The organism is Pseudomonas multiresinivorans (assembly GCF_012971725.1).
Taxonomy (GTDB): domain Bacteria; phylum Pseudomonadota; class Gammaproteobacteria; order Pseudomonadales; family Pseudomonadaceae; genus Pseudomonas; species Pseudomonas multiresinivorans.
On sequence record NZ_CP048833.1, the window covers coordinates 4,987,992 to 5,008,296 of the forward strand.

Consider the following 20,305-nt stretch of genomic DNA (forward strand, 5'->3'; position numbering starts at 1 on the left):
GCCCATTCGCTATGGACATGCAGCGGTCAACGGAGGTGCCATTTTTCTGCGCGCTGGTTCCGCAGTGGCTCCCACAACGAAGAACAACAGGAGTCCGTCCATGTCATCCGTGCAATTGTCCTTAGTGAAAGCCGCGGCACTGGCCTTTGCCGGCGTCAGCCTGCTTTCCAACGCCTCGTTGCAGGCGGCTGAAGCACTCAAGCAGCTCGGCAACCCCGAAGGGGCGCTGGATATCATTGCCTGGCCCGGCTACATCGAGCGTGGCGAGAGCGACAAGAACTACGACTGGGTCAGCCAGTTCGAGAAGGACAGCGGCTGCAAGGTCAACGTGAAGACCGCCGCCACTTCCGACGAAATGGTCAGCCTGATGGCCAAGGGTGGCTACGACCTCGTCACCGCGTCCGGCGATGCCTCGCTGCGGCTGGTCTACGGCAAGCGCGTGCAGCCGATCAACATCGCCCTGGTGCCCAACTGGAAGAACGTCGACAAGCGCCTGCAGGACGCGCCCTGGCACACGGTGGATGGCAAGCACTACGGCACGCCGTACCAGTGGGGCCCGAACGTCCTGATGTACAACACCAAGGTCTTCCCCAAGGCACCCGACAGCTGGAGCGTGGTGTTCACCGAGCAGAAGCTGCCCGACGGCAAGAGCAACAAGGGTCGCGTGCAGGCCTATGACGGGCCGATCTACATCGCCGATGCGGCGCTCTACCTGAAGACCACCCAGCCCGCGCTGGGCATCCAGGACCCCTACGAACTCAACGAGGAACAGTACGCCGCCGCCCTCAAGCTGCTGCGCGAACAGCAGAAGCTGATCCACCGCTACTGGCACGACGCGACAGTGCAGATGAGCGACTTCAAGAACGAAGGCGTGGCCGCTTCCGGATCCTGGCCCTACCAGGTGAACGCGCTGCAGGGCGAGAAGCAGCCGATCTCCTCGACCATTCCCACCGAGGGTGTCACCGGCTGGGCCGACACCACCATGATGCACGTGGACGCCAAGCACCCGGTGTGCGCCTACAAGTGGCTGAACTGGTCGCTGGAACCCAAGGTGCAGGGTGACGTCGCCGCCTGGTTCGGCTCGGTGCCCGCCTCGCCCGACGGCTGCACCGGCAGCCAGTTGCTGGGCGCCCAGGGCTGCGCCACCAACGGCTACGACCAGTTCGATCGCATCGCCTTCTGGAAAACCCCGCAGGCCAAGTGCGCCCAGGGGCAGTGCGTGCCGTATAGCCGCTGGACGCAGGACTACATTGCGATCATGGGGGGAAGGTGATGCTGTACTCCGCGCCGGAAAGCCCCTCTCCCCAGCCCTCTCCCTGAAGGGAGAGGGAGCCATCCGAGCGGGAGCTGAAAACAGAGTCAGCCGGATACTTCGGTGTCCCAGTGAGCGATGAGTTGGCCGCGCTCGCCGAACAGTCCCCTCTCCCTTCAGGGAGAGGGTTAGGGAGAGGGAACAAGGAGTCAGCCACGCCATCGCATCAGGCTGATCAAGCGCCCTTCCCCCCATGCGCTACCTTTTCTGATGCAGCCCCCGCCACGCAGGTAGCCCGCAGCATGACCACAGCCGTCCAGTTCACCGACGTGAGCCGTCACTATGGCGAGGTGCGCGCCGTCGACCGCGTGTCCATCGAGATCCGCGACGGCGAGTTTTTCTCCATGCTCGGCCCGTCCGGCTCGGGCAAGACCACCTGCCTGCGGCTGATCGCCGGCTTCGAGCAGCCCACCTCCGGGTCCATCCGCATCCACGGCAACGAAGCCGCGGGTCTGCCGCCTTATGAGCGCGACGTGAACACGGTGTTCCAGGACTACGCACTGTTCCCGCACATGAACGTGCTGGATAACGTCGCCTACGGCCTGAAGGTAAAGGGCGTGGCGAAGGCCGAACGCTACCACCGCGCCGAGGAAGCCCTGGGGATGGTCGCCCTCGCCGGCTACGGCAAGCGCAAGCCGGCGCAGCTGTCCGGCGGCCAGCGCCAGCGCGTGGCGCTCGCCCGCGCCCTGGTGAATCGCCCGCGTGTTCTCCTTCTGGACGAACCCCTCGGCGCACTGGACCTGAAGTTACGCGAACAGATGCAGGTGGAACTGAAGAAACTGCAGCGCCAGCTGGGCATCACCTTCATCTTCGTCACCCACGACCAGAGCGAAGCGCTGTCCATGTCCGACCGAGTGGCCGTGTTCAACAAGGGCCGCATCGAGCAGGTCGATACTCCGGGCAACCTCTACCGTCGCCCCGCCACGCGCTTCGTCGCCGAGTTCGTCGGTACCGCCAACGTGCTGCGCGGCGACCTCGCCCAACGCCTGCTCGGCGAGTCCCGCCCACATTCATTGCGCCCGGAACACGTGCGCTTCGGCCGCGCCGGCGAGGGCGAGCTGGAAGTCAGCGGTACCTTGTTCGACGTGCAGTACATGGGCGCCAGCAGCCGCTACGAGATCGAACTGGAAAACGGCGTGCGCCTGGTCGCCGCGCTGCCCAACGGCGAGCGCGAAGAACAGCGCCCGAAACCCGGCGACGCAGTGACCGCCTCCTGGGCACGCAGCGCGCTGGTGCCGCTGCTGGAAGAGCCGCCGTCATGAGGGCGATCTCCACTTTCCTCTACCGGCGCAGCACGCTTTACCTGCTGATGCTGCTGATCCCGCCGCTGCTGTGGTTCGGCGTGATCTACATCGGCTCGCTGTTCGCCCTGCTCTGGCAAAGCTTCTACACCTTCGACGACTTCACCATGGCGGTGACGCCGGACCTGACCCTGGCTAACTACGGCGCCCTGTTCAACCCGGCGAATTACGACATCGTCCTGCGCACGCTCGGCATGGCCATCGCCGTGTCCATCGCCAGCGCCATCCTCGCCTTCCCCATCGCCTACTACATGGCGCGCTACGCCGGGCCGAAGGAAAAAGCCTTCTTCTACATCGCCGTGATGCTGCCGATGTGGGCCAGCTACATCGTCAAGGCCTATGCCTGGACGGTGATCCTGGCCAAGGGCGGCATCCTCTACTGGGTGATCGAGCACCTGCACCTGCTCGGCCTGCTGGACCTGCTGCTGGAGGTTCCCGGCGTGGGCGGCAACACCCTGTCCACGTCACACATCGGGCGCTTCTGGGTGTTCACCTACATCTGGCTGCCGTTCATGATCCTGCCGATCCAGGCCGCCCTGGAGCGCCTGCCGCCCACGCTGCTGCAAGCCTCGGCGGACCTCGGCGCGCACCCGCGGCAGACGTTCTTCCAGGTCGTCCTGCCGCTGGCCTTCCCCGGCGTGGTGGCCGGCTCGATCTTCACCTTCAGCCTGACCCTGGGCGACTTCATCATCCCGCAATTGGTGGGCCCCAGTGGGCTGTTCATCGGCACCATGGTCTACGTGCAGCAGGGCGCGGTGGGCAACATGCCGCTGGCGGCAGCCTTCACCCTGGTGCCCATCGTGCTGATCGCCGTGTATCTCTCCATCGCCAAGCGGCTGGGGGCCTTCGATGCGCTCTGATGCACATTCCACCGACCGCCCCTCCTGGTTCCTGCGCCTGGCCGCCTGGGGCGGACTGGTGTTCCTGCACTTCCCGATCCTGGTGATCCTGCTCTACGCCTTCAACACCGAGGAGTCGGCCTACAGCTTCCCGCTGCAGGGCTTCACCCTGAAGTGGTTCAGCATCGCGTTTCAGCGCGGGGACGTACTCGACGCCATCTGGCTGTCGGTGAAGATCGCCTGCGTCGCCACGCTGATCGCCATGGTCCTCGGCACGCTGGCAGCCGGCGCGCTGTATCGCCGCGATTTCTTCGGCAAGGAAGGCATCTCGCTGATGCTGATCCTGCCCATCGCGCTGCCCGGCATCATCACCGGTATCGCCCTGCTGTCGGCGTTCAAGACCCTGGGAATCGATCCCGGCTTCCTGACCATCGTCATCGGCCACGCCACCTTCTGCGTGGTGATCGTCTACAACAACGTGATCGCGCGCTTCCGCCGCACCTCGTTCAGCCTGATCGAAGCGAGCATGGACCTGGGCGCCGACGGCTGGCAGACCTTCCGCTACATCATCCTGCCGAATATCGCCACGGCGCTGCTGGCGGGCGGCATGCTGGCCTTCGCGCTGTCGTTCGACGAGATCATCGTCACCACCTTCACCGCCGGCCACGAGCGCACCCTGCCGCTGTGGCTGCTCAACCAGCTCACGCGCCCGCGCGACGTGCCGATCACCAACGTGGTGGCCATGCTGGTGATGCTCGCCACCATGCTGCCGATCCTCGGCGCGTACTACCTGACGCGCGGGACCAGTGATGTGGCGGGGAGCGGGAAATGACTCTGGCGTTTTACGAAACGCCCTCTCCCCAGCCCTCTCCCTGAAGGGAGAGGGAGCATCCGTGCAGCGGGATACCACTGTGCAGAGGACAGCCCCCTCTCCCTCCGGGAGAGGGCTGGGGTGAGGGGAAACCCATTGAAGGAGGAGCCCCCCATGCAAACCAAACTCCTGATCAACGGCCAGTTCGTTGCTGGCGAAGGCGCGAAGCTGGACGTCCTCAACCCCTCCACCGGCGAGGTGATCGGCCAGATCGCCGAAGCCAGCGAAGCCCAGGTGGATACCGCCGTGCGCGCCGCCAACGCCGCCTTCGACGGCTGGTCGCAGACCGCGCCGAAGGACCGCGCCATGCTCCTGCTGCGCCTGGCCGACCGCATCGAGGAACACGCCGAGGAACTGGCCCGCCTGGAATCGGACAACTGCGGCAAGCCCTACGCCGCCGCGCTGAACGACGAAATCCCGGCGATTGCCGACGTGTTCCGCTTCTTCGCCGGTGCCTGCCGCGTGCTGCCCGGCTCCGCCGCCGGCGAGTACCTGCCCGGTTTCACCTCGATGATCCGCCGCGACCCGGTGGGCGTGGTCGCCTCCATCGCGCCCTGGAATTACCCACTGATGATGGCCGCGTGGAAGCTCGGCCCGGCGCTGGCTGCGGGCAACTGCGTGGTGCTCAAGCCTTCGGAGCAGACACCGCTGACCGCCCTGCGCGTGGCCGAATTTATCGCCGAGCTGTTCCCCGCCGGCGTGGTCAACCTGGTGTTCGGCCGCGGCCCGAGCGTGGGCGCGCCGCTGGTCAGCCACGACCTGGTGCGCATGGTCTCGCTGACCGGCTCGGTGGGCACCGGCAAGGCGATCATCAAGAGTGCCGCCGACAGCGTGAAACGCCTGCACATGGAGCTGGGCGGCAAGGCCCCGGTGATCGTCTTCGACGACGCCGACCTGGAAGATGTGATCGCCGGCATCCGCACCTTCGGCTTCTACAACGCCGGGCAGGATTGCACCGCCGCCTGCCGCATCTATGCCGGCAAGAAGGTCTACGACAACTTCGTCGCCGATCTGGCCAGCGCAGTATCGAGCTTGAAGACCGGCCTGCAGAACGACCCGAATACCGAACTCGGCCCGCTGATCACCGCGGCCCAGCGCGACCGCGTCTCCGGCTTCGTCGAGCGCGCCAAGGCCAGCCCGCACATCCAGATCGCCACCGGCGGCAAGATGGTCAGCGGCAAGGGTTTCTTCTACGAACCCACGGTAGTGGCCAACGCCCAGCAGGACGACGAGATTGTCCGCCGCGAGGTGTTCGGCCCGGTGGTGTCGGTGACGCCGTTCAACGATGCGGACGAGGCCGTGCGCTGGGCGAATGACTCCGACTACGGCCTCGCTTCGTCGGTATGGACCAAGGATGTCGGACGCGCGTCACGAGTCGCAGCGCGCCTGCAGTACGGCTGCACCTGGGTGAACACCCACTTCATGCTCTGCAGCGAAATGCCCCACGGCGGCTTCAAGCAGTCCGGCTATGGCAAGGATTTGTCGATGTACGGCCTGGAGGACTACACCGTGGCGCGGCACATCATGTTCAAGCATTGAGCCGCGGCACCGGCGTACAACCGCAAACGGTTGTACACCCCACGGCGTGAACCTGACCTGTAGGAGCGAGCTTGCTCGCGAACCCCAGCCCCGCAGCGGAGGTTGTTCGCGAGCAAGCTCGCTCCTACGAAAAGCCTGCCCCTGCGTGGGAGCGGACTCCGTCCGCGATGTCCCACCGCCGCACCAAGATCGCCGGATCAGATCAACCCGGCCAGCTTCAACCAATGACGGTAGAACCCTTCCGCCACCTGGTTCATCGCCGCCACTCGCTGCGGCAGACCGTCGAGCATGACCGCCGCGCTTTCCTGGCTTGGCTGACTGGGATCGAGGTATTCCGGGAAACCGTTGACCCAATCGCTGACCAGTTCCTCGGTCATTTCCGGGTGGCCCTGCAGGCCGAGGATGCGATCGCCATAGCTGAAGCCCTGGTTCTCGCACCAGGGGCTGGACAGCAGGCGCATGGCGCCTTCGGGGATGTCGAAGGTATCGCCGTGCCACTGGTAGATCGGGAATTCGTCGGGCAGGTGCGCCAGCCATGGGCTCTGGCCTTCCTGGCGGCGCATCGGCTGCCAGCCCAGTTCGGTGTACGGCTGACGATGGATGTCCGCGCCCAGTGCCTTGGCCAGCAACTGACCGCCCAGGCAGTGGCCGATCATCGGTACGTCGCGTTCAATAAAGCGGCGGATTGCCGCGATTTCGTCGCGCAGCCATGGCAGGTCGTCGTTCACGCTCATCGGCCCGCCCATGATGGCGACAGCCCTGGGCCGCTCCAGGTCGTAGCCTTGCAGCTCGCCCAGGTCGGCACGGCGGACGTCGAACGGCAATTGCAGACGGTCGAGCAGCACGCCCATATGGCCGGGCGGGCAGAAATCGACGTGGGTCAGGATCAGGATATCGGTCATGGTCACCTCCGCGCGGCAGTCTGCCGCATCAGTGGCGCCGGGGGAACCGGGCGTGTCCGCAAGGTCCTTCTTGCATCGCCGCCTTTACCGACGTGAAGAAGCGCGCCGTCACTGCTGGCGACGGCGCGCTGTCTGGTTTCGCGGGTAGAAGATCGGCCGCCATGAAAGGCGGCTCAACGACGTGCTGCTAGCGCAGGGAAGTGACCTCCTGGGTCACGCCCCATCCATCGAGAATACCGCCCAGTGGCACCACGACCTCCTCAAGATCGTGTTCGAAATCACCGATGGCGGCGTGGGTGGCGAACATCACCTTGCTGATCTGCAGGCTCCAGCCGCCGTCATCGCGGGCTTCGACCTGGGTTCTCAGCGATTCGCCGCGAAACTGCCGGGCAGCTTTGCGGGCGTTCTGTTCATCGGAAAAGATGGCGAAAAAGTCGATGGGATGAATGCGTGCGAAATCAAAGCCACCTTCCTTCATCCGGCGCAACACGTTGACGCTGATATCCTCCGAGAGGGGCTTTTCCATGGTACGCACCTCCTGTCGAGACGTTCAGAGTGTACTCCCCGCCAACGAACGCGGCCCTGGCGGTCGCGTTCCGGGCACTTCAGTGTGCCGCCAGGAAACGTCAAATGCCGCAACGTCCCCCGAAATGGTGGCCAACTCCGCCGAACGCGCCGAGCGGCGCAACGGAAATATACCGGCCACATTCCTCAGCGTAGCGTCTCGGCGCCCGACCTGCCGCTACTTTGACGCTTTGCTCCGCTCGGCGGCGACAGGCGGCGGAAAGCGCAATCCCGCGGCACTAGCCGCCCAGCGCGATGCACAGGCCCGTCATGACAACGCCAAGGGCCGTGAAGCCCAGCGCACCCGGCCAGGGGGAATCGCCGGACCAGCGGCTGAGCAGCCAGCCCAGGCCAAACAGCATGACCACACCGATGCCCTGGGCGATGCGCAGTGCCATCAGCTCGTCCGGCACCAGCCACAGCGGCAGGATCAGCGGCAGAGTGATACCGCTCACCAGCAGCACGATCAGCAACGCCGCCAGCCAGACAGCGGCACCGCCACCGCGCGGCTGACCGGTCCCCAGTTCCGAGGCCATCAGCCGCTGGCGCAGGTTCCAGAGCTCATCCGGATGGAGCACTGCCACCAGCCTGGGCGGCAGGAACTCGTCGAGCCCATCGCGGAAGTCGGTGTCACTCGAAACGCCCCGCAAAGCGCGCAACCGCCCGTGCTGGTGCACCTGCTCCACCCGCAGGCGCACCAGCAGCATCAGGGCATCCACCACGCCCCAGGCTACGTTGCAGCCCAACGCGGCGACGATCAGGTCCTGTCGGCTCGCACCGCCACTGGCGGCGGAGATCACCGAGATGATGGTCAGGGTCATGATCACCCCGTAGGTCATCTCGCTGATCCGGTCGAACGGTGTGGTGATGTCCTGCAGCACTCGCTGCCAGACCGAGGGCTGGGGTTCGGGGATTCGCTGCATGGGACGGCCTCCTTCGCCGCCCCTGCAGTCTACTCAGGCACGGCTGAGCCAGGCCATCACCCAGCGGTTGATTGCCGGCGGCGACAGCTGGCCGGACCAGTACATGGCGCGGAACATCGCGCCAATGGGTCGGTGCACACCGCCACTCTGGGCCTGGCGCCAGGCGGCCTTGGCGATGTCCTCGGCCACCAGCGTCACCCCAAGGCGGCGCAGTACCGGCGGCTCGAAGGTCTGGCTGGCGACCATCGGCGTGCGTACGAAAGGCGGCATCAGATCGGCGACACGGACGCCCAGTTCGCGCCACTCCAGCTCCAGCGCCTCGGTCAGCCCGCGGATGGCAAACTTCGAGGCCGAATAACTGGCCATCTGCGGCACGCCATACAGCCCGGAAGCCGAGCCCATGTTCAGCACCTGCGCACCGGGCGTGCGCTTGAGGTACGGCAGCGCGGCATAACAACAGTTGAGTACGCCCTGCACGTTAATGGCGATGATGCGGTTGTGCTCGGCGAGACTGATGTCTTCGAAACGCCCAAAGCGCAGGATGCCCGCGCAGTTGAACAGCAGGCGCAGGTGGCCGCCGTTGGCTTCGGCGAACTCGTTCACCGCCGCCGTTACGGCCTCGGCATCGGTAACGTCCAGCGCTCTTTGCCATGCACCGCCCAGTTCGGCGGCGAGGTTCTCCAGCGGCTCGGGATTGAGGTCGATCAGACCGACGCGCCAGCCGTTGCGGCGGAAGAGCTTCGCGGTGGCAGCGCCGATGCCCGAAGCGGCACCGCTGATCAGGATGGAGTTCATCGGCGTGCTCCCTGCAGATGGCCGGCGAGATAGTTGGCAACGTCCTGCAGCGCCCGGTCTGCGACGTCCAGCAGGCCGGCGTGGGCCTGGAACACATGCCAGCAGCCGGGGAAACGTTGCAGGCTGACGCTCACGCCATGCCGCCGCGCAGCGTCGGCGAAGCGCAGGCTGTCGTTGCGCAGCACTTCATCCTCGCCGACCTGGATCAGCAACGGCGGCAAGCCGGTGAGATCGGCATGCAGCGGCGACAGTTGTGCGTCCGCGCGCGGCACGCCCGGCGGGCAGAACATTTCCATGGCGCTGTCCATCCAGGCGCGGGTGATCAGCGGGTCGCCGGCCGCTGGCGCGTGCAGATGCTCGGCGGAGAGATCGGTCACCGGCGAGAAGGTCACCAGCGCGCCCGGCACCGGCAACCCCTGGGCCTTCACCTCCAGCGCCAGTTGCAGGGTCAGGTGGCCCCCCGCGGAATCCCCGGCGACGGCGATGGCGGATGCCGGGATGCCTTTGTCCAGCAAGGCGCGGTAGGCCGCCACCGCGTCCTCGCGCTGGGCCGGGAAGCGGTGCTCCGGCGCCAGACGGTAATCGATCACCCACACCTCGGCCTGGCAGCGCCGCGCCAGGTTGGCGGTGATCGCCCGGTGGGTCGCCGGCGAGCCAATCAGATAGGCACCGCCATGCAGGTAGAGGATCACCCTGCCCTCGCCGCCCCCATCGGGACGCCAGACCTCGGCCGGAACGCCGCCCAGCGTCGTCTGCTCACGATGTACGCCGCGAGGCGTCAGGGTGGCGGCCGTCAGCCCGCGCAGCAATGCACGCTGAGCCTTCACCGGCAGCTGCGGGCCCATCAACCCGCGGAACAGCAGGTTGAGTGTGCCACGCAGGGTGGCGGTCAGGAGTTTCTGGCGGGTCGACAGCGGTACCACGGGTTCAACGGATGCAGTCATAGTCGGCGAACTCCGGTTGGCGGGTCTGTTGGCGGTAACGGAAGGTGAAGCCCGGCCAGTTGACGGTGTTGCGGCCGCTTTCGGTCTTGTACCAGCTGCTGCAACCGCGCTCCCAGATGGTGTGCTGCAAGTCGTGCTGCAACTGGCGATTGAAGCCCTGCTGTACCTGCGGCTTGAGGTCCAGGTACTTCAGGCCCTCGCGCTGGATGCGTTGCAGGCAGCCGAGCACATAGGGGAACTGGCTCTCCAGCATGTAGATGATGGAGTTGTGCCCCAGGTTGGTGTTAGGTCCGTAGAGGATGAAGAAGTTGGGGAAACCGCTGACGCTGATGCCCTTGTAAGCCTCGGCGCCGTCGCTCCAGGCCTGGTTCAGCTCGCGCCCGGCCAGGCCGGTGATGCGCATCGGCGCGAGGAACTCGGTGGCGGCGAAGCCGGTGCCGTAGATGATGGTGTCCACCGGATGGCGCTGGCCATCACGGGTGACGATGGCGTCCTCGGTGACCTCACGGATGCCGGTATCGACCAGCTTCACGTTGCTGCGCGCCAGCGCCGGGTAGTAGTCGTTGCTGATCAGGATGCGCTTGCAGCCCATGGGGTAATCCGGCTGCAGCCGCGCGCGCAGTTGCGGGTCGGCGATGCTCTTGCGCATGTGCAGGTGGAAGCTGATCCGCATGAATTTCATCATCGGCGGGAACACCGTGAAGGCCAGCGCCCGCGCCTCGTGTTGCACGTACTTCAGCCCACGATCCAGACGCTGCAGCCAGGGCTGGCGCGACTTGATGCGGCGCTCCCAGTCGGCGTAGGGGCGATCCGGCTTGGGAATCACGTAGGCGGCGCTGCGCTGGAACAGCAGCAACTCGGCGACTTTCGGCGCGATCTGCGGGACGAACTGGATGGCGCTGGCGCCGGTCCCGACCACGGCTACGCGCTTCCCCTCCAGCGGCGCGCCGTGATCCCACTGCGCGGAATGGAAGGCCTTGCCCTGGAAGCGTTCGATGCCGGATAGCTTCGGGATCAACGGGCGGCTCAGTTGGCCCAGGGCGCAGACCAGCGATTGCGCGCGCAGTTCTTCGCCATCGGCGCAGGTAACGCGCCACTCGCCGGCAGCCTCGTCGAAGTTTGCCTCGCGCACCTCGCAGTTGAAGTGGATGCGTTCGCGCAGGCGGTATTTATCGGCGCAGTGCCGCGCGTACTCGAGGATTTCCGCCTGGGGCGCGAACTTGCGCGACCAGTCGGCCTTGGGTTCGAAGGAGAAGGAATACAGGTGCGAAGGCACGTCGCAGGCAGCGCCCGGATAGACGTTCTCGCGCCAGCAGCCGCCGACGTCGGCGGCCTTTTCGAGGATCAGGAAGTCGTCGATCCCGGCCTTTTGCAGGCGGATCGCCAACCCCAGGCCGGCGAAGCCGGCACCGATGATCAGCACGCGCGGGGCGGCCGATCGACGGGATGATGTTGTCATTGTTGTGCTCCCGGTTCTGATGTCCGCACAGCGGCGGATGACAACATCCTAGTGCGACTTCCCGCCACGGGTTATGGCATAGTCGGACAGAAAATTGTGACTTTCGGTCAGAGAAATTTCTTTCCGCTCAACGATCCTTCACTGGAAGAGAACGTGATGCCAGCCACCCCGCCCTGGTCGCCCCGACGCAGCGCCATCAGCGTGCAGCTCATGACTCAGTTCGCCCTCGACCACGGCATGACCCTGGAGCAATGCCTGGACGGCACCGGCCTGGACATCGGCGTGCTCGCCGACCCCGGCGCGGAGGTCGAAGCGACGCAGGAGCTGGAGCTGGTGCGCAACATCAACCGGCACATCGGCCAGCGCCCCGGCATCGGGCTCAAGGCCGGCCTGCGCTATCACCTCAACACCTACGGCATCTGGGGCTTCGCAATGCTCAGCAGCTCGACCTTCCTCAGTGCCGCACACCTGGGCCTGCGCTACCTCGACCTGACCTATGCCTTCCACCGCATGACGCTGGAGGAACACGACGGCGAAGCGCACCTGCTGCTGGACGACACGTCAGTGCCGGAAGACCTGCGCGACTTCCTCATCGACCGCGACGGCGGCGGCGTACTGCGCATCCAGCGCGACCTCACCAACCAGCCGCCGCCGATCCGCCAGGCGCTGTTCCGCCGCGAGGCGCCAGCCGACCTGCAGCCTTATATCGATGAACTGGGTGTGAAACCGCTGTTCGGCCAGACGGAAAACCGCATCGTCTTCGATAGCCGCATCCTCGAAATGCCGCTGCCGGGCGCCAACCCGGAAGTGGCGCGGCGCTGCGAGGAACAATGCCGCGCCCTGCTCGCCCGGCGCCAGGTACGCACCGGGCTTTCCGGGCAGATTCGCGACCGCCTGCTGGGCACACCGGGGCGGCTGCCGGACATGGAGCAACTGGCGGGTGAGTTGCACATGACCTCGCGCACATTGCGGCGTCGGCTGGAAGGCGAAGGCAGCAGCTATCGCACGCTGCTCGACGAGGTGCGCCAGGCGCTGGCCGAGGAATTGCTGGCCACAGGGGCGATTCGTCTGGAGGAAATTGCCGAGCGGCTGGGGTACGGCGAGGTGTCGAACTTCATTCACGCCTTCCGCCGCTGGAAAGGCGTGACACCGGGGCGTTTCCGCCGCGGCTGAGCTGTCTCGAGAAGTGGAGCTTAGAAGACCAGCTTGTAGCCGATCATCGCCAGCATCACGGCCAGGCACGGTCGCAGGACTCCGTCCGGAATGCGCCCGGCCAGGTGGCTGCCGACGTAAATGCCCGGCAACGAGCCGATCAGCAGGTAGCCCAGCAGGCCCCAGTCCATGTTGCCCATGCTGGCGTGGCCGAGACCGGCGACCAGAGTCAGGGGCACGGCGTGGGCGATCTCGGTGCCCACCAGACGGCGGGTAGCGAGGAAGGGATAGAGGATGAACAACGCCACCGTACCCAGGGCACCGGCGCCAATGGACGTCAGCGCAACCATGCCGCCGAGGATGGCGCCGGTGATCACGGTCAGGGTATTCAGCCGGGGGCCACTGAAGTGGAAGCTGTCACCGGCATGGCGCTGGGCGAAAGCCAGCACCTGCTTCTTGAACAGCACGGCCAGCGCAGTGAGCAGCAGCACGACGCCCAGGGCGTTCTTGATCACGGCGTTCATGGCCGCGGTATCGGTGTGCAGGCTGTGCAGGAACAGCAACGTCAACGCGGCAGCCGGGACGCTGCCCAGGGCCAGCCAGCCGGTGATGCGCCAGTCGATGTTGTCGTTCTTGCGATGAACCAGGACGCCGCCGGACTTGGTGATGGCGGCATAGAGCAGGTCGGTGCCTACCGCGGCGGCAGGGTTGATACCGAACCAGAGCAGGATGGGCGTCATCAGCGAACCGCCGCCGACACCGGTCATCCCAACGATAAAGCCTACGACAAGACCCGCGACTACAAACCCGATATTGCCGAAATCCATCTACGCGTCCTGACTGGCGAAACTGATCACCTCGTGGTGTGGCCGGGAGGATACTGATTTTTCTTATAATCCATTAGACCGATGTGGTCTTACTTTATAACTTCCTCTTGCTGCAGCGTAGCACTCTCCCTGTAGGAGCGAGCTTGCTCGCGAACAATTCCCAAACCACCAGGCCAGAGCGGTTCGCGAGCAAGCTCGCTCCTATGAAAGGCAAAACCCTCGCCCATGAAAAAGGGGCCCGAAGGCCCCTTTTCACTGAACTACCTCATCACTTCGCGTCGGGCTTGCCGTCCACCACGCCAGCGGTGTTGTCCAGCAGGCTCTTGGTCGCGGTCTGAATGAAGGACTCCAGGCGCACCCGCAGGCTCTCCTGGTCGCTCGCGCCATCCACGCGCTTCACGCCAAAGTCGCTGCCCAGCTTGTAGTCATAGACGCGGATATCGCCTTCCTTCGGACGGATCAGGATGCGGTTGCCGGAAATCACGGCGACCACCTGCTCGCTGCCCGACGGCTTGATCACGCCGATGCCCTTGTCGCCGGCCGGCAGGTTCAGCAGGTCGCGCCCCCAGCACTGGTGGCGCACTTCACCGCCCAGGCGACCCATGATGGTCGGCACGATGTCGATCTGGGTGCCAACGGTGTCGCGGGTGGCGCCGAACTTCTCCTGGATACCCGGGGCGACCAGCAGCAGCGGCACGTTGAAGCGGAACAGGTCCATCTCGGTCAGCTGCTCGGGGCTGCCGAAACCATGGTCGCCGACGACCACGAACAGGGTGTCCTTGTAGTACGGCGATTTCTTCGCCTTCTCGAAGAACTGGCCCAGCGCCCAGTCGGAGTAACGCATCGCCGTCAGGTGCTCGTCGAGGCTGCCGTTACCGGTCACGCGCTCGACCGGCAGGTCCTTGGGCAGTGCATAGGGCACGTGGTTGGACAGGGTCTGCAGCAGGGCATAGAACGGCTTGCCGGTGGCTTCGAGCTTGTCCAGCTCCTCGTTGCCGCGGGCGAACATGTCCTGGTCGGACACACCCCAGGTCGGGTCGGAGAACACCGGGTTGACGAAGTCGTTACGGCCGATGAACGAGGTCATGCCCTGGTTGGCGAAGAAGCCGGACTGGTTGTCCCAGGCGAAGTCGCCGTTGTAGACGTAGACGTCCTCGAACTTGCGCGCCGACAGCAGCTGCGGCAGGCCGGAGAACTTGTGGCCACCCTCGGGCGTCTGCATCAGGTATTCGAAGCCCGGCAGGTTGGGGAAGCACGCCATGGTGGCGAACATGCCCTGGTGGGTGTGGGTGCCGTTGGAGAAGTACTGGGTGAACAGCAGCCCTTCCTTGCTCAGCTTGTCGAAGTACGGCGTGATGTTGCCCTTGCCGCCCAGCGCACCGACATAGTGGCCGGCGAAGCTTTCCATCAGGATCACCACGACGTTCTTGATCGGCAGGGTGCCATCGGCGGGCGGGGTGTAGTCCCGGCGCACGGCGGCCTCATCGGCGTCGACCAGCTTGTCGTCCGGCATCACCAGCATCTGGCGCACCACGTCGCGTGCCTGGTCTACCGGCAGGGTGGCCTTCCAGATGTTGTCGCGGTCTTCGGACAGGAATCGGCTCTCGGCAGCCTTGATCAGGCTCAGGGTGCCGTTCAGGCCCAGCTGGTTGGCGAACATCGAGTCGGTGGTGAAGGCGTCGCCCCAGCGCAGCGGCGGGCCCTGGCGCAGGGTGCCGCGGGCGGCGACCACGCAGAGCACGATCACCACCAGCATCACGGCCACGCGGATGTACCAGGCGGCTGCGGACGGGCCGGAGGCATCCGGACGGGTTGCGCGGTCAATGCCGCGGAACACCAGGTACAGCAGCCAGGTGGCGAAGGCCCAGGCCAGCAGGTAGCGGACCACCGGGTAGCCGTACCAGATCATGCTCATGACCGTCTTCGGGTCTTCGGACATGTACTGGAATACCAGGCTGTTAAGGCGCTGGTGGAATTCGCGGTAGAAGTCCATCTCCAGCACGCCGAGGAACAGCGTGATGCTCGCGGCGATGGTCAGCCAGGTCTTCCACAGCCAGCGCCAGCCCATGGCGCGCACACTGGCGATGGCAAACACCAGCGGGGCGACGATGTAGACCACCGCGCGGATGTCGAAGCGCATGCCGGTGATGAAGGCCTCGACGAAGGTGGACGCCGGCGTGCTGCCGATCAGCTCGCGGTTGTAGATGAGCAGCGCAACACGCAGCAGGGTGAACATCACCATCAGCGCTACGACGCTGAGCGCGGTGAACGCCAGGTGGCCGGACAGGGTGGGCCGCGTGAGGCTCGCACCGGTCTGGCGGTTGGACAGGACTTCTGATTGGCCCATTTCTTGGTTCCGTTGTGAACGTTCGGGGTCGAAGGTGCATCGCCATTGCCGGACAGAACGGCTGCCCGCGCGAGCGCGAAAGGCTGCGGCATTACACCGCAAAAGCTGCGGCGGCGCATTCTAATGTGCGCCGCTTAAGCGGACATTAAGCCTGGCATGCCAATCGTTTCGGGATGATGCAAGCGTGAATCGGCGCAGGTGGGACCGCCCAAGGGCGGGCAGAGTGCCGTACGGCGTGTGAAGAAAGTGTCGTGGCGCAGAGATTGCCCCCGCGCCCACGATGGAACCGGAATCAGTCGTTGACCGATTTGCCGATGGCCTGCAACACGTACTGCGGCAGGGCGAAGGCGCCCTGGTGGATCGCCGGGTTGTAGTAGCGGGTCTGGATACCGCTGGCGGCGAAACGCTGGGCCAGGGTCGCCGTGTCGACATGGCGCAGGGCCGGGTTGGTCGAACCCCAGGCGAAGGTCATCGAGCCGCCGATGTAGGTCGGTACCGCCGCCTGGTAGAAGTGCCAGTCGGCGAACAGGCCGTTCATGCGGCCGGCGGTATTGCGCACGGTGTCCAGTTGCATGAAGGGCGTGCCGTTCTGGGTCACCAGCACGCCGCCGTCGTTCAGGCAGCGGTGGCAGGCCTGGTAGAAGTTCTCCGAGAACAGCACTTCGCCCGGACCGATCGGGTCGGTGGAGTCGGAGATGATCACGTCGAACTTCTCCGTGGTGGTGGCGACGAAGCGCATGCCGTCGTCGATCACCAGGTTCAGGCGCGCATCGTCGAAGGCACCCTGGGAGTGGTTGGGCAGGAATTCCTTGCACATGTCGACCACGGTGCCGTCGATCTCGACCATGGTGATGTGCTCGACGCTGGCGTGCTTGGACACCTCGCGCAGCATGCCGCCGTCGCCGCCGCCGATGATCAGCACACGCTTGGCCGCACCATGGGCGAGGATTGGCACGTGAGTGAGCATCTCGTGGTAGATGAACTCGTCGGCCTCGGTGGTCTGGATCACGCCGTCCAGCGCCATCACCCGGCCCATGCGGGCATTCTCGAAGATCACCAGGTGCTGGTGCTCGGTGCGCACCTCGTGGAGCATCCTGTCGACGCTGAAACGCTGGCCATAGCCGTCGTAGAGGGTTTCCTGGTAATCGTGCATGAGTGCGCTCCCGTCGGGACAAGACAATAGGAGGGGACGGCGGGCCGCCCCGAAAGAGGCGCGCATTCTACGTGCCCATCGATGACAGGTCGAACCCTGCCGTCGGCGCCAGCCTTCCGGGGAATTTGAAAGTCAGGCGCGGGAGGACAGCATCGCCGGCAACGGGTAATGTCGCCCCATGACCAACACGCCCCCCACTCCCCAACTCATTCGCCTGCCCTACCGTGCGCCCTGGGACTGGCAGCAGTTCCACGAGCATTTCGCCCTGCGCAGCCTGGCTGGCGTCGAATGCCTGTCGCCGCGCCGCTATGCCCGCAGTGTGCGCGTGGGCGGCGATATCGGCTGGTTCAGCGTGCGCCCGCTGGAAGACAGCGCCGAACTGGAACTGGACATTCACCTGGCGCCGCAGCATGCGCAACCGCTGGCGGCGCGGGTGAGCAAGATGTTCGACCTGGACAGCGACCCACTGCAGATCGCCAAGCACCTCCAGGCCGACCCGCTGCTCACCCCGCTGCTACTGCAGGCGCCCGGCCTGCGCCTGCCCACGGCCTTCGACCCGTTCGAGCAGGCCGTGCGCGCTATCGTCGGCCAGCAGGTCACGGTGAAGGCCGCCGTCACCATCGTCGGACGGCTAGTGCAGCGCTTGGGTGAAGCGTTGCCCGGCGACTGTGAAGGTCAGCCAGCGCGGCTGTTTCCGACACCCGAGGCCCTGGCTGATGCGGACCTTGCCGGCATCGGCATGCCCGGCAAGCGCGTGGAGACTCTGCAGCGCTTTTCCGCCGCCTGCGCCAGCGGCGCGCTGGAATTGCATGTGACCGACGGCGCCGACGACCTGGTGCGGCGCCTCTGCGCCCTGCCCGGCATCGGCCCGTGGACGGCGGAGTACGTCGCCCTGCGCGCCTTCGGCGATCCGGACGCCTTCCCCGCCGCCGACCTGGGCTTGCTCAAGTCGCCGGTCTGGGGCGCCGAAGGCATCACCGCCCGCGAACTGCAACGCCGCGCCGAAGCCTGGCGGCCGTGGCGCGCCTACGCTGCCGTCTATCTGTGGCACGCCTACTCCCAGGCCGGCCGCACCGGAGGATGACCATGCACTACCGCTACCACGACAGCCCCACCGGCCGCCTGCTGCTGGCCGGCGACGAAGGCGGCCTGCGCATGCTCTACATGGACCTGGAGACCCGCCATTACCCGCAGCCGGATTGGCACGAAGGCAGCCCGCTGCTGGACGACGTGGCGCGCCAGCTGGACGAGTATTTCGCCGGCAAGCGCCAGCGCTTCGAGGTGAAGCTGAACACCGGCGGCACCGAGTTCCAGCGCCAGGTCTGGCAGGCGCTGCTGGAGATTCCCTACGGCTACACCACTGTCTATGCGGAACTGGCACGGCGCATCGGCCGGCCCAGGGCGATCCGCGCAGTGGGCACGGCCAACGGTGCCAACCCGATCAGCATCATCGTGCCCTGCCATCGGGTGATCGGCAGCAACGGTAGCCTCACTGGCTACGCCGGCGGCCTGCCGCGCAAGGAGTTGCTGCTGCGCCTGGAGGGCGCGCTGGAAAAGGCCTAGCCGTCCGCTCTAGGAGAAGTCGAAGGAAGTCTGTGCAGCCTGCGGGTCCTGAAAACCCTCCAGCGCCAGCATGCGCATCTTCGAGGTACTGCCGCCCGGCGCGGAGAAACCGCCGGTCTTGCCGCCGCTGGCGAGTACTCGGTGGCAAGGAATGATCAGCGGGATCGGGTTGCTGCCCATCGCCTGCCCCACCGCGCGGGACAAGCCGACATCGCCCAGGCGCCGGGCGATCTCGCCATAGGTCGTGGTCTCCCCGCGGCCCAGCTGGAGAATGTCGTCGTAGACACGACGGTGGAAATCGCTCTGCCCGGACAGGTCCAGCGGCAAAGTCTCGAACGACACCGCTTCGCCCTGCGCGTAGCCGAGGATCAACCGGCGCGCTTCATCGATGAATGCAGGCCATTGGGCAGTCTCGGTGCCGAGCTTGTCGAAGCGCTCGCGCACGCTGTGCACGGAGTCCCCCGGCAGATAGGCGCGCGTGATCCCCTGCGGGCTCCAGGCAAGCCCGAACCAGCCGAGGTCTGTTTCGATCAGGCAGTAATGCATCGAACGAGTCTCTATCGCGGCGCCTTATCCCGCAACCCTTTCCGCCTTCAGCACGACATCGCACCAACGGCGCAGCTCGCCGCCGATGGCACTCGCCGGATTGCCCTGGCGTTCGAAAGCCCACCACAGCTGCGCGCCCTGCCACTGGCTGGCCATCAGCCGGCCGAGTATCGGCTGCCTTTGCGGATCATCGCTCAGTCGCCGCCCCAATGCCGCGGCCAACGTCGCGCCCCATCGTGCACCACGTTCACGAAGCAATGGATCGCGCATGTCCTCGCGCAGGATCAGCAACCCCTCCGCGTAATCGGTCTCACCCTCGCCCACCGGGAACATCGCCACCAGCATCCGAATCGCGCCTTCCGGGCTCAACTCGGCACTCTCGTCGAGTCGGGCGGTCTGCTCATCCAGTTGGTCCCAGGCGCGCAGCAGCACGGCGCGGAGGAAATCCGCCTTGGTCGCATAGCGCTGCACCAGCGTCGCAGCGGAAAGCCCGACCTCGCGGCCCACGGCGGCGAAGGTCACCGCCTCCGGTCCTGCGCGCACCATCAGCTGCATGGCGGCGTCGAGTATTGCTTCGTCGCTTACTGTCTTGGTTCGAGCCATGCCAATCTCTTTTATAAATGAACATTCATTTATATATTGGCACAAAGCTTATCCAGGGAGACGCAACATGGCCAGAATTCTCGGCTACATCGCCACCAGCCTCGACGGCTTTATCGCAACGCCGGAACACGGGCTGGACTGGCTGTTCAGGCATGACCAGCTGCAGTTGGGCGAACATGACTACACCCTGTTCCTCCAGCGCATCCGCACCGTGGTCATGGGCCGCGCGACCTACGACTTCCTCGCGGCCGACCCCGGCCCCTGGCCCTATGGCGCACAGCGCGTGCTGGTAGTGACCTCGCGCCCCATCGACGACCCGAAGGGCCCGCTGGAAACCCGCAGCGATGTCGACGCGCTGATCGGGGAACTGCGCGCGCTGCAGGACGGTGATGTCTGGATGCTTGGCGGTGGCCAGCTGCAGATGGCCTTCCTGGAACGCGGGGCGCTGGATGAGCTGGAGATCTACGTGATGCCGGAGATCATCGGCGGCGGTTTTGCGCTATTCCCCGCGACCGGGCTGCAGGTGTCGCCGACGCTGCTGTCGGCCAAGGTCATCGAGCCGGGCTGCGTGCGGATGCATTACCGGTTCGACTGAGGCTGTCGACCTGCAGGAGCGTTCCATGGGCGCTATCGCGAACATGGCCCGCCCCTGCGGAAGTCGGGAT

20 protein-coding genes are annotated in these 20,305 nt (G+C 65.7%); 9 read left to right on the forward strand and 11 right to left on the reverse strand.

Features of this window, described 5'->3' with window-relative positions; translation table 11 throughout:
• Window positions 1-100: 100 nt before the first annotated feature.
• From ydcS to G4G71_RS22850, 5 genes are all read left to right on the forward strand, one after another.
• Window positions 101-1,273, forward strand: a complete 1,173-nt coding sequence (gene ydcS, locus G4G71_RS22830) for a putative ABC transporter substrate-binding protein YdcS (RefSeq protein WP_169940391.1) — start codon at window positions 101-103, stop codon at window positions 1,271-1,273.
• A gap of 281 nt (window positions 1,274-1,554) precedes the next feature.
• A complete protein-coding gene (locus tag G4G71_RS22835) occupies window positions 1,555-2,574 on the forward strand; it encodes an ABC transporter ATP-binding protein (RefSeq protein WP_024765450.1) in 1,020 nt (339 codons plus the stop codon).
• A complete protein-coding gene (locus G4G71_RS22840; RefSeq protein WP_169940393.1) occupies window positions 2,571-3,473 on the forward strand; it encodes an ABC transporter permease in 903 nt (300 codons plus the stop codon). Before G4G71_RS22835 ends, G4G71_RS22840 begins: the two co-directional genes overlap by 4 nt.
• The gene (locus G4G71_RS22845) at window positions 3,463-4,284 is read left to right on the forward strand and encodes an ABC transporter permease (RefSeq protein ID WP_169940395.1); all 822 of its coding nucleotides are present in this window, start codon (window positions 3,463-3,465) and stop codon (window positions 4,282-4,284) included. Before G4G71_RS22840 ends, G4G71_RS22845 begins: the two co-directional genes overlap by 11 nt.
• A gap of 153 nt (window positions 4,285-4,437) precedes the next feature.
• Window positions 4,438-5,862 carry a gamma-aminobutyraldehyde dehydrogenase gene (locus G4G71_RS22850; protein WP_169940397.1) on the forward strand — a complete coding sequence of 475 codons (1,425 nt, stop codon included), beginning with the start codon at window positions 4,438-4,440 and terminating at the stop codon, window positions 5,860-5,862.
• A 197-nt stretch (window positions 5,863-6,059) separates the two neighbouring features.
• Here G4G71_RS22850 and G4G71_RS22855 read toward each other — a convergent pair whose 3' ends face one another.
• From G4G71_RS22855 to G4G71_RS22880, 6 genes are all read right to left on the reverse strand, one after another.
• Window positions 6,060-6,764 carry a type 1 glutamine amidotransferase gene (locus G4G71_RS22855; protein ID WP_169940399.1) on the reverse strand — a complete coding sequence of 235 codons (705 nt, stop codon included), beginning with the start codon at window positions 6,762-6,764 and terminating at the stop codon, window positions 6,060-6,062.
• A gap of 187 nt (window positions 6,765-6,951) precedes the next feature.
• A complete protein-coding gene (locus G4G71_RS22860; protein WP_024765445.1) occupies window positions 6,952-7,290 on the reverse strand; it encodes a ribonuclease E inhibitor RraB in 339 nt (112 codons plus the stop codon).
• A gap of 277 nt (window positions 7,291-7,567) precedes the next feature.
• The gene (locus G4G71_RS22865) at window positions 7,568-8,251 is read right to left on the reverse strand and encodes a VIT1/CCC1 transporter family protein (protein ID WP_169940401.1); all 684 of its coding nucleotides are present in this window, start codon (window positions 8,249-8,251) and stop codon (window positions 7,568-7,570) included.
• 33 nt (window positions 8,252-8,284) lie between these two features.
• Window positions 8,285-9,046 (reverse strand): SDR family oxidoreductase, encoded by a 762-nt coding sequence (locus G4G71_RS22870; protein ID WP_169940402.1) that lies wholly within the window; start codon window positions 9,044-9,046, stop codon window positions 8,285-8,287.
• The gene (locus G4G71_RS22875) at window positions 9,043-9,990 is read right to left on the reverse strand and encodes an alpha/beta hydrolase (protein WP_169940404.1); all 948 of its coding nucleotides are present in this window, start codon (window positions 9,988-9,990) and stop codon (window positions 9,043-9,045) included. The genes G4G71_RS22870 and G4G71_RS22875 overlap by 4 nt, the downstream gene beginning before the upstream one ends.
• Window positions 9,974-11,449, reverse strand: coding sequence for a flavin-containing monooxygenase (locus tag G4G71_RS22880; RefSeq protein ID WP_169940406.1), 1,476 nt, complete (start codon window positions 11,447-11,449; stop codon window positions 9,974-9,976). Before G4G71_RS22880 ends, G4G71_RS22875 begins: the two co-directional genes overlap by 17 nt.
• A gap of 156 nt (window positions 11,450-11,605) precedes the next feature.
• Here G4G71_RS22880 and G4G71_RS22885 point away from each other — a divergent pair, with 156 nt between their 5' ends.
• Window positions 11,606-12,622 (forward strand): AraC family transcriptional regulator, encoded by a 1,017-nt coding sequence (locus tag G4G71_RS22885; protein WP_169940408.1) that lies wholly within the window; start codon window positions 11,606-11,608, stop codon window positions 12,620-12,622.
• Between the two features lie 20 nt (window positions 12,623-12,642).
• On the opposite strand, the gene G4G71_RS22890 is transcribed toward G4G71_RS22885, so the two are convergent.
• The 3 genes from G4G71_RS22890 to speE all read right to left on the reverse strand — a co-directional run bounded on the left by G4G71_RS22890 (window position 12,643) and on the right by speE (window position 16,928).
• Entirely contained in the window at window positions 12,643-13,428 is a 786-nt protein-coding gene (locus tag G4G71_RS22890) for a sulfite exporter TauE/SafE family protein (protein WP_169940410.1), read from the reverse strand.
• Window positions 13,429-13,696: 268 nt separating this feature from the next.
• Window positions 13,697-15,775: an LTA synthase family protein gene (locus G4G71_RS22895; RefSeq protein ID WP_169940412.1), complete on the reverse strand. Its 2,079-nt coding sequence runs from the start codon at window positions 15,773-15,775 to the stop codon at window positions 13,697-13,699.
• A gap of 292 nt (window positions 15,776-16,067) precedes the next feature.
• A complete protein-coding gene (gene speE, locus G4G71_RS22900) occupies window positions 16,068-16,928 on the reverse strand; it encodes a polyamine aminopropyltransferase (RefSeq protein ID WP_169940414.1) in 861 nt (286 codons plus the stop codon).
• 178 nt (window positions 16,929-17,106) lie between these two features.
• On the opposite strand from speE, the gene G4G71_RS22905 reads away from it, so the two are divergent.
• Together G4G71_RS22905 and G4G71_RS22910 are read left to right on the forward strand one after the other, a co-directional pair.
• Window positions 17,107-18,012, forward strand: a complete 906-nt coding sequence (locus G4G71_RS22905; protein ID WP_169940416.1) for a DNA-3-methyladenine glycosylase family protein — start codon at window positions 17,107-17,109, stop codon at window positions 18,010-18,012.
• A gap of 2 nt (window positions 18,013-18,014) precedes the next feature.
• Window positions 18,015-18,491: a methylated-DNA--[protein]-cysteine S-methyltransferase gene (locus G4G71_RS22910; RefSeq protein WP_169940418.1), complete on the forward strand. Its 477-nt coding sequence runs from the start codon at window positions 18,015-18,017 to the stop codon at window positions 18,489-18,491.
• A gap of 9 nt (window positions 18,492-18,500) precedes the next feature.
• Here G4G71_RS22910 and G4G71_RS22915 read toward each other — a convergent pair whose 3' ends face one another.
• Window positions 18,501-19,037 (reverse strand): methylated-DNA--[protein]-cysteine S-methyltransferase, encoded by a 537-nt coding sequence (locus G4G71_RS22915; RefSeq protein WP_169940420.1) that lies wholly within the window; start codon window positions 19,035-19,037, stop codon window positions 18,501-18,503.
• 24 nt (window positions 19,038-19,061) lie between these two features.
• Window positions 19,062-19,640, reverse strand: a complete 579-nt coding sequence (locus tag G4G71_RS22920) for a TetR/AcrR family transcriptional regulator (RefSeq protein ID WP_169940422.1) — start codon at window positions 19,638-19,640, stop codon at window positions 19,062-19,064.
• A gap of 67 nt (window positions 19,641-19,707) precedes the next feature.
• Here G4G71_RS22920 and G4G71_RS22925 point away from each other — a divergent pair, with 67 nt between their 5' ends.
• On the forward strand, window positions 19,708-20,235 hold the full coding sequence (locus G4G71_RS22925; RefSeq protein ID WP_169940424.1) for a dihydrofolate reductase family protein: 528 nt from the start codon (window positions 19,708-19,710) through the stop codon (window positions 20,233-20,235).
• Window positions 20,236-20,305: the final 70 nt, after the last annotated feature.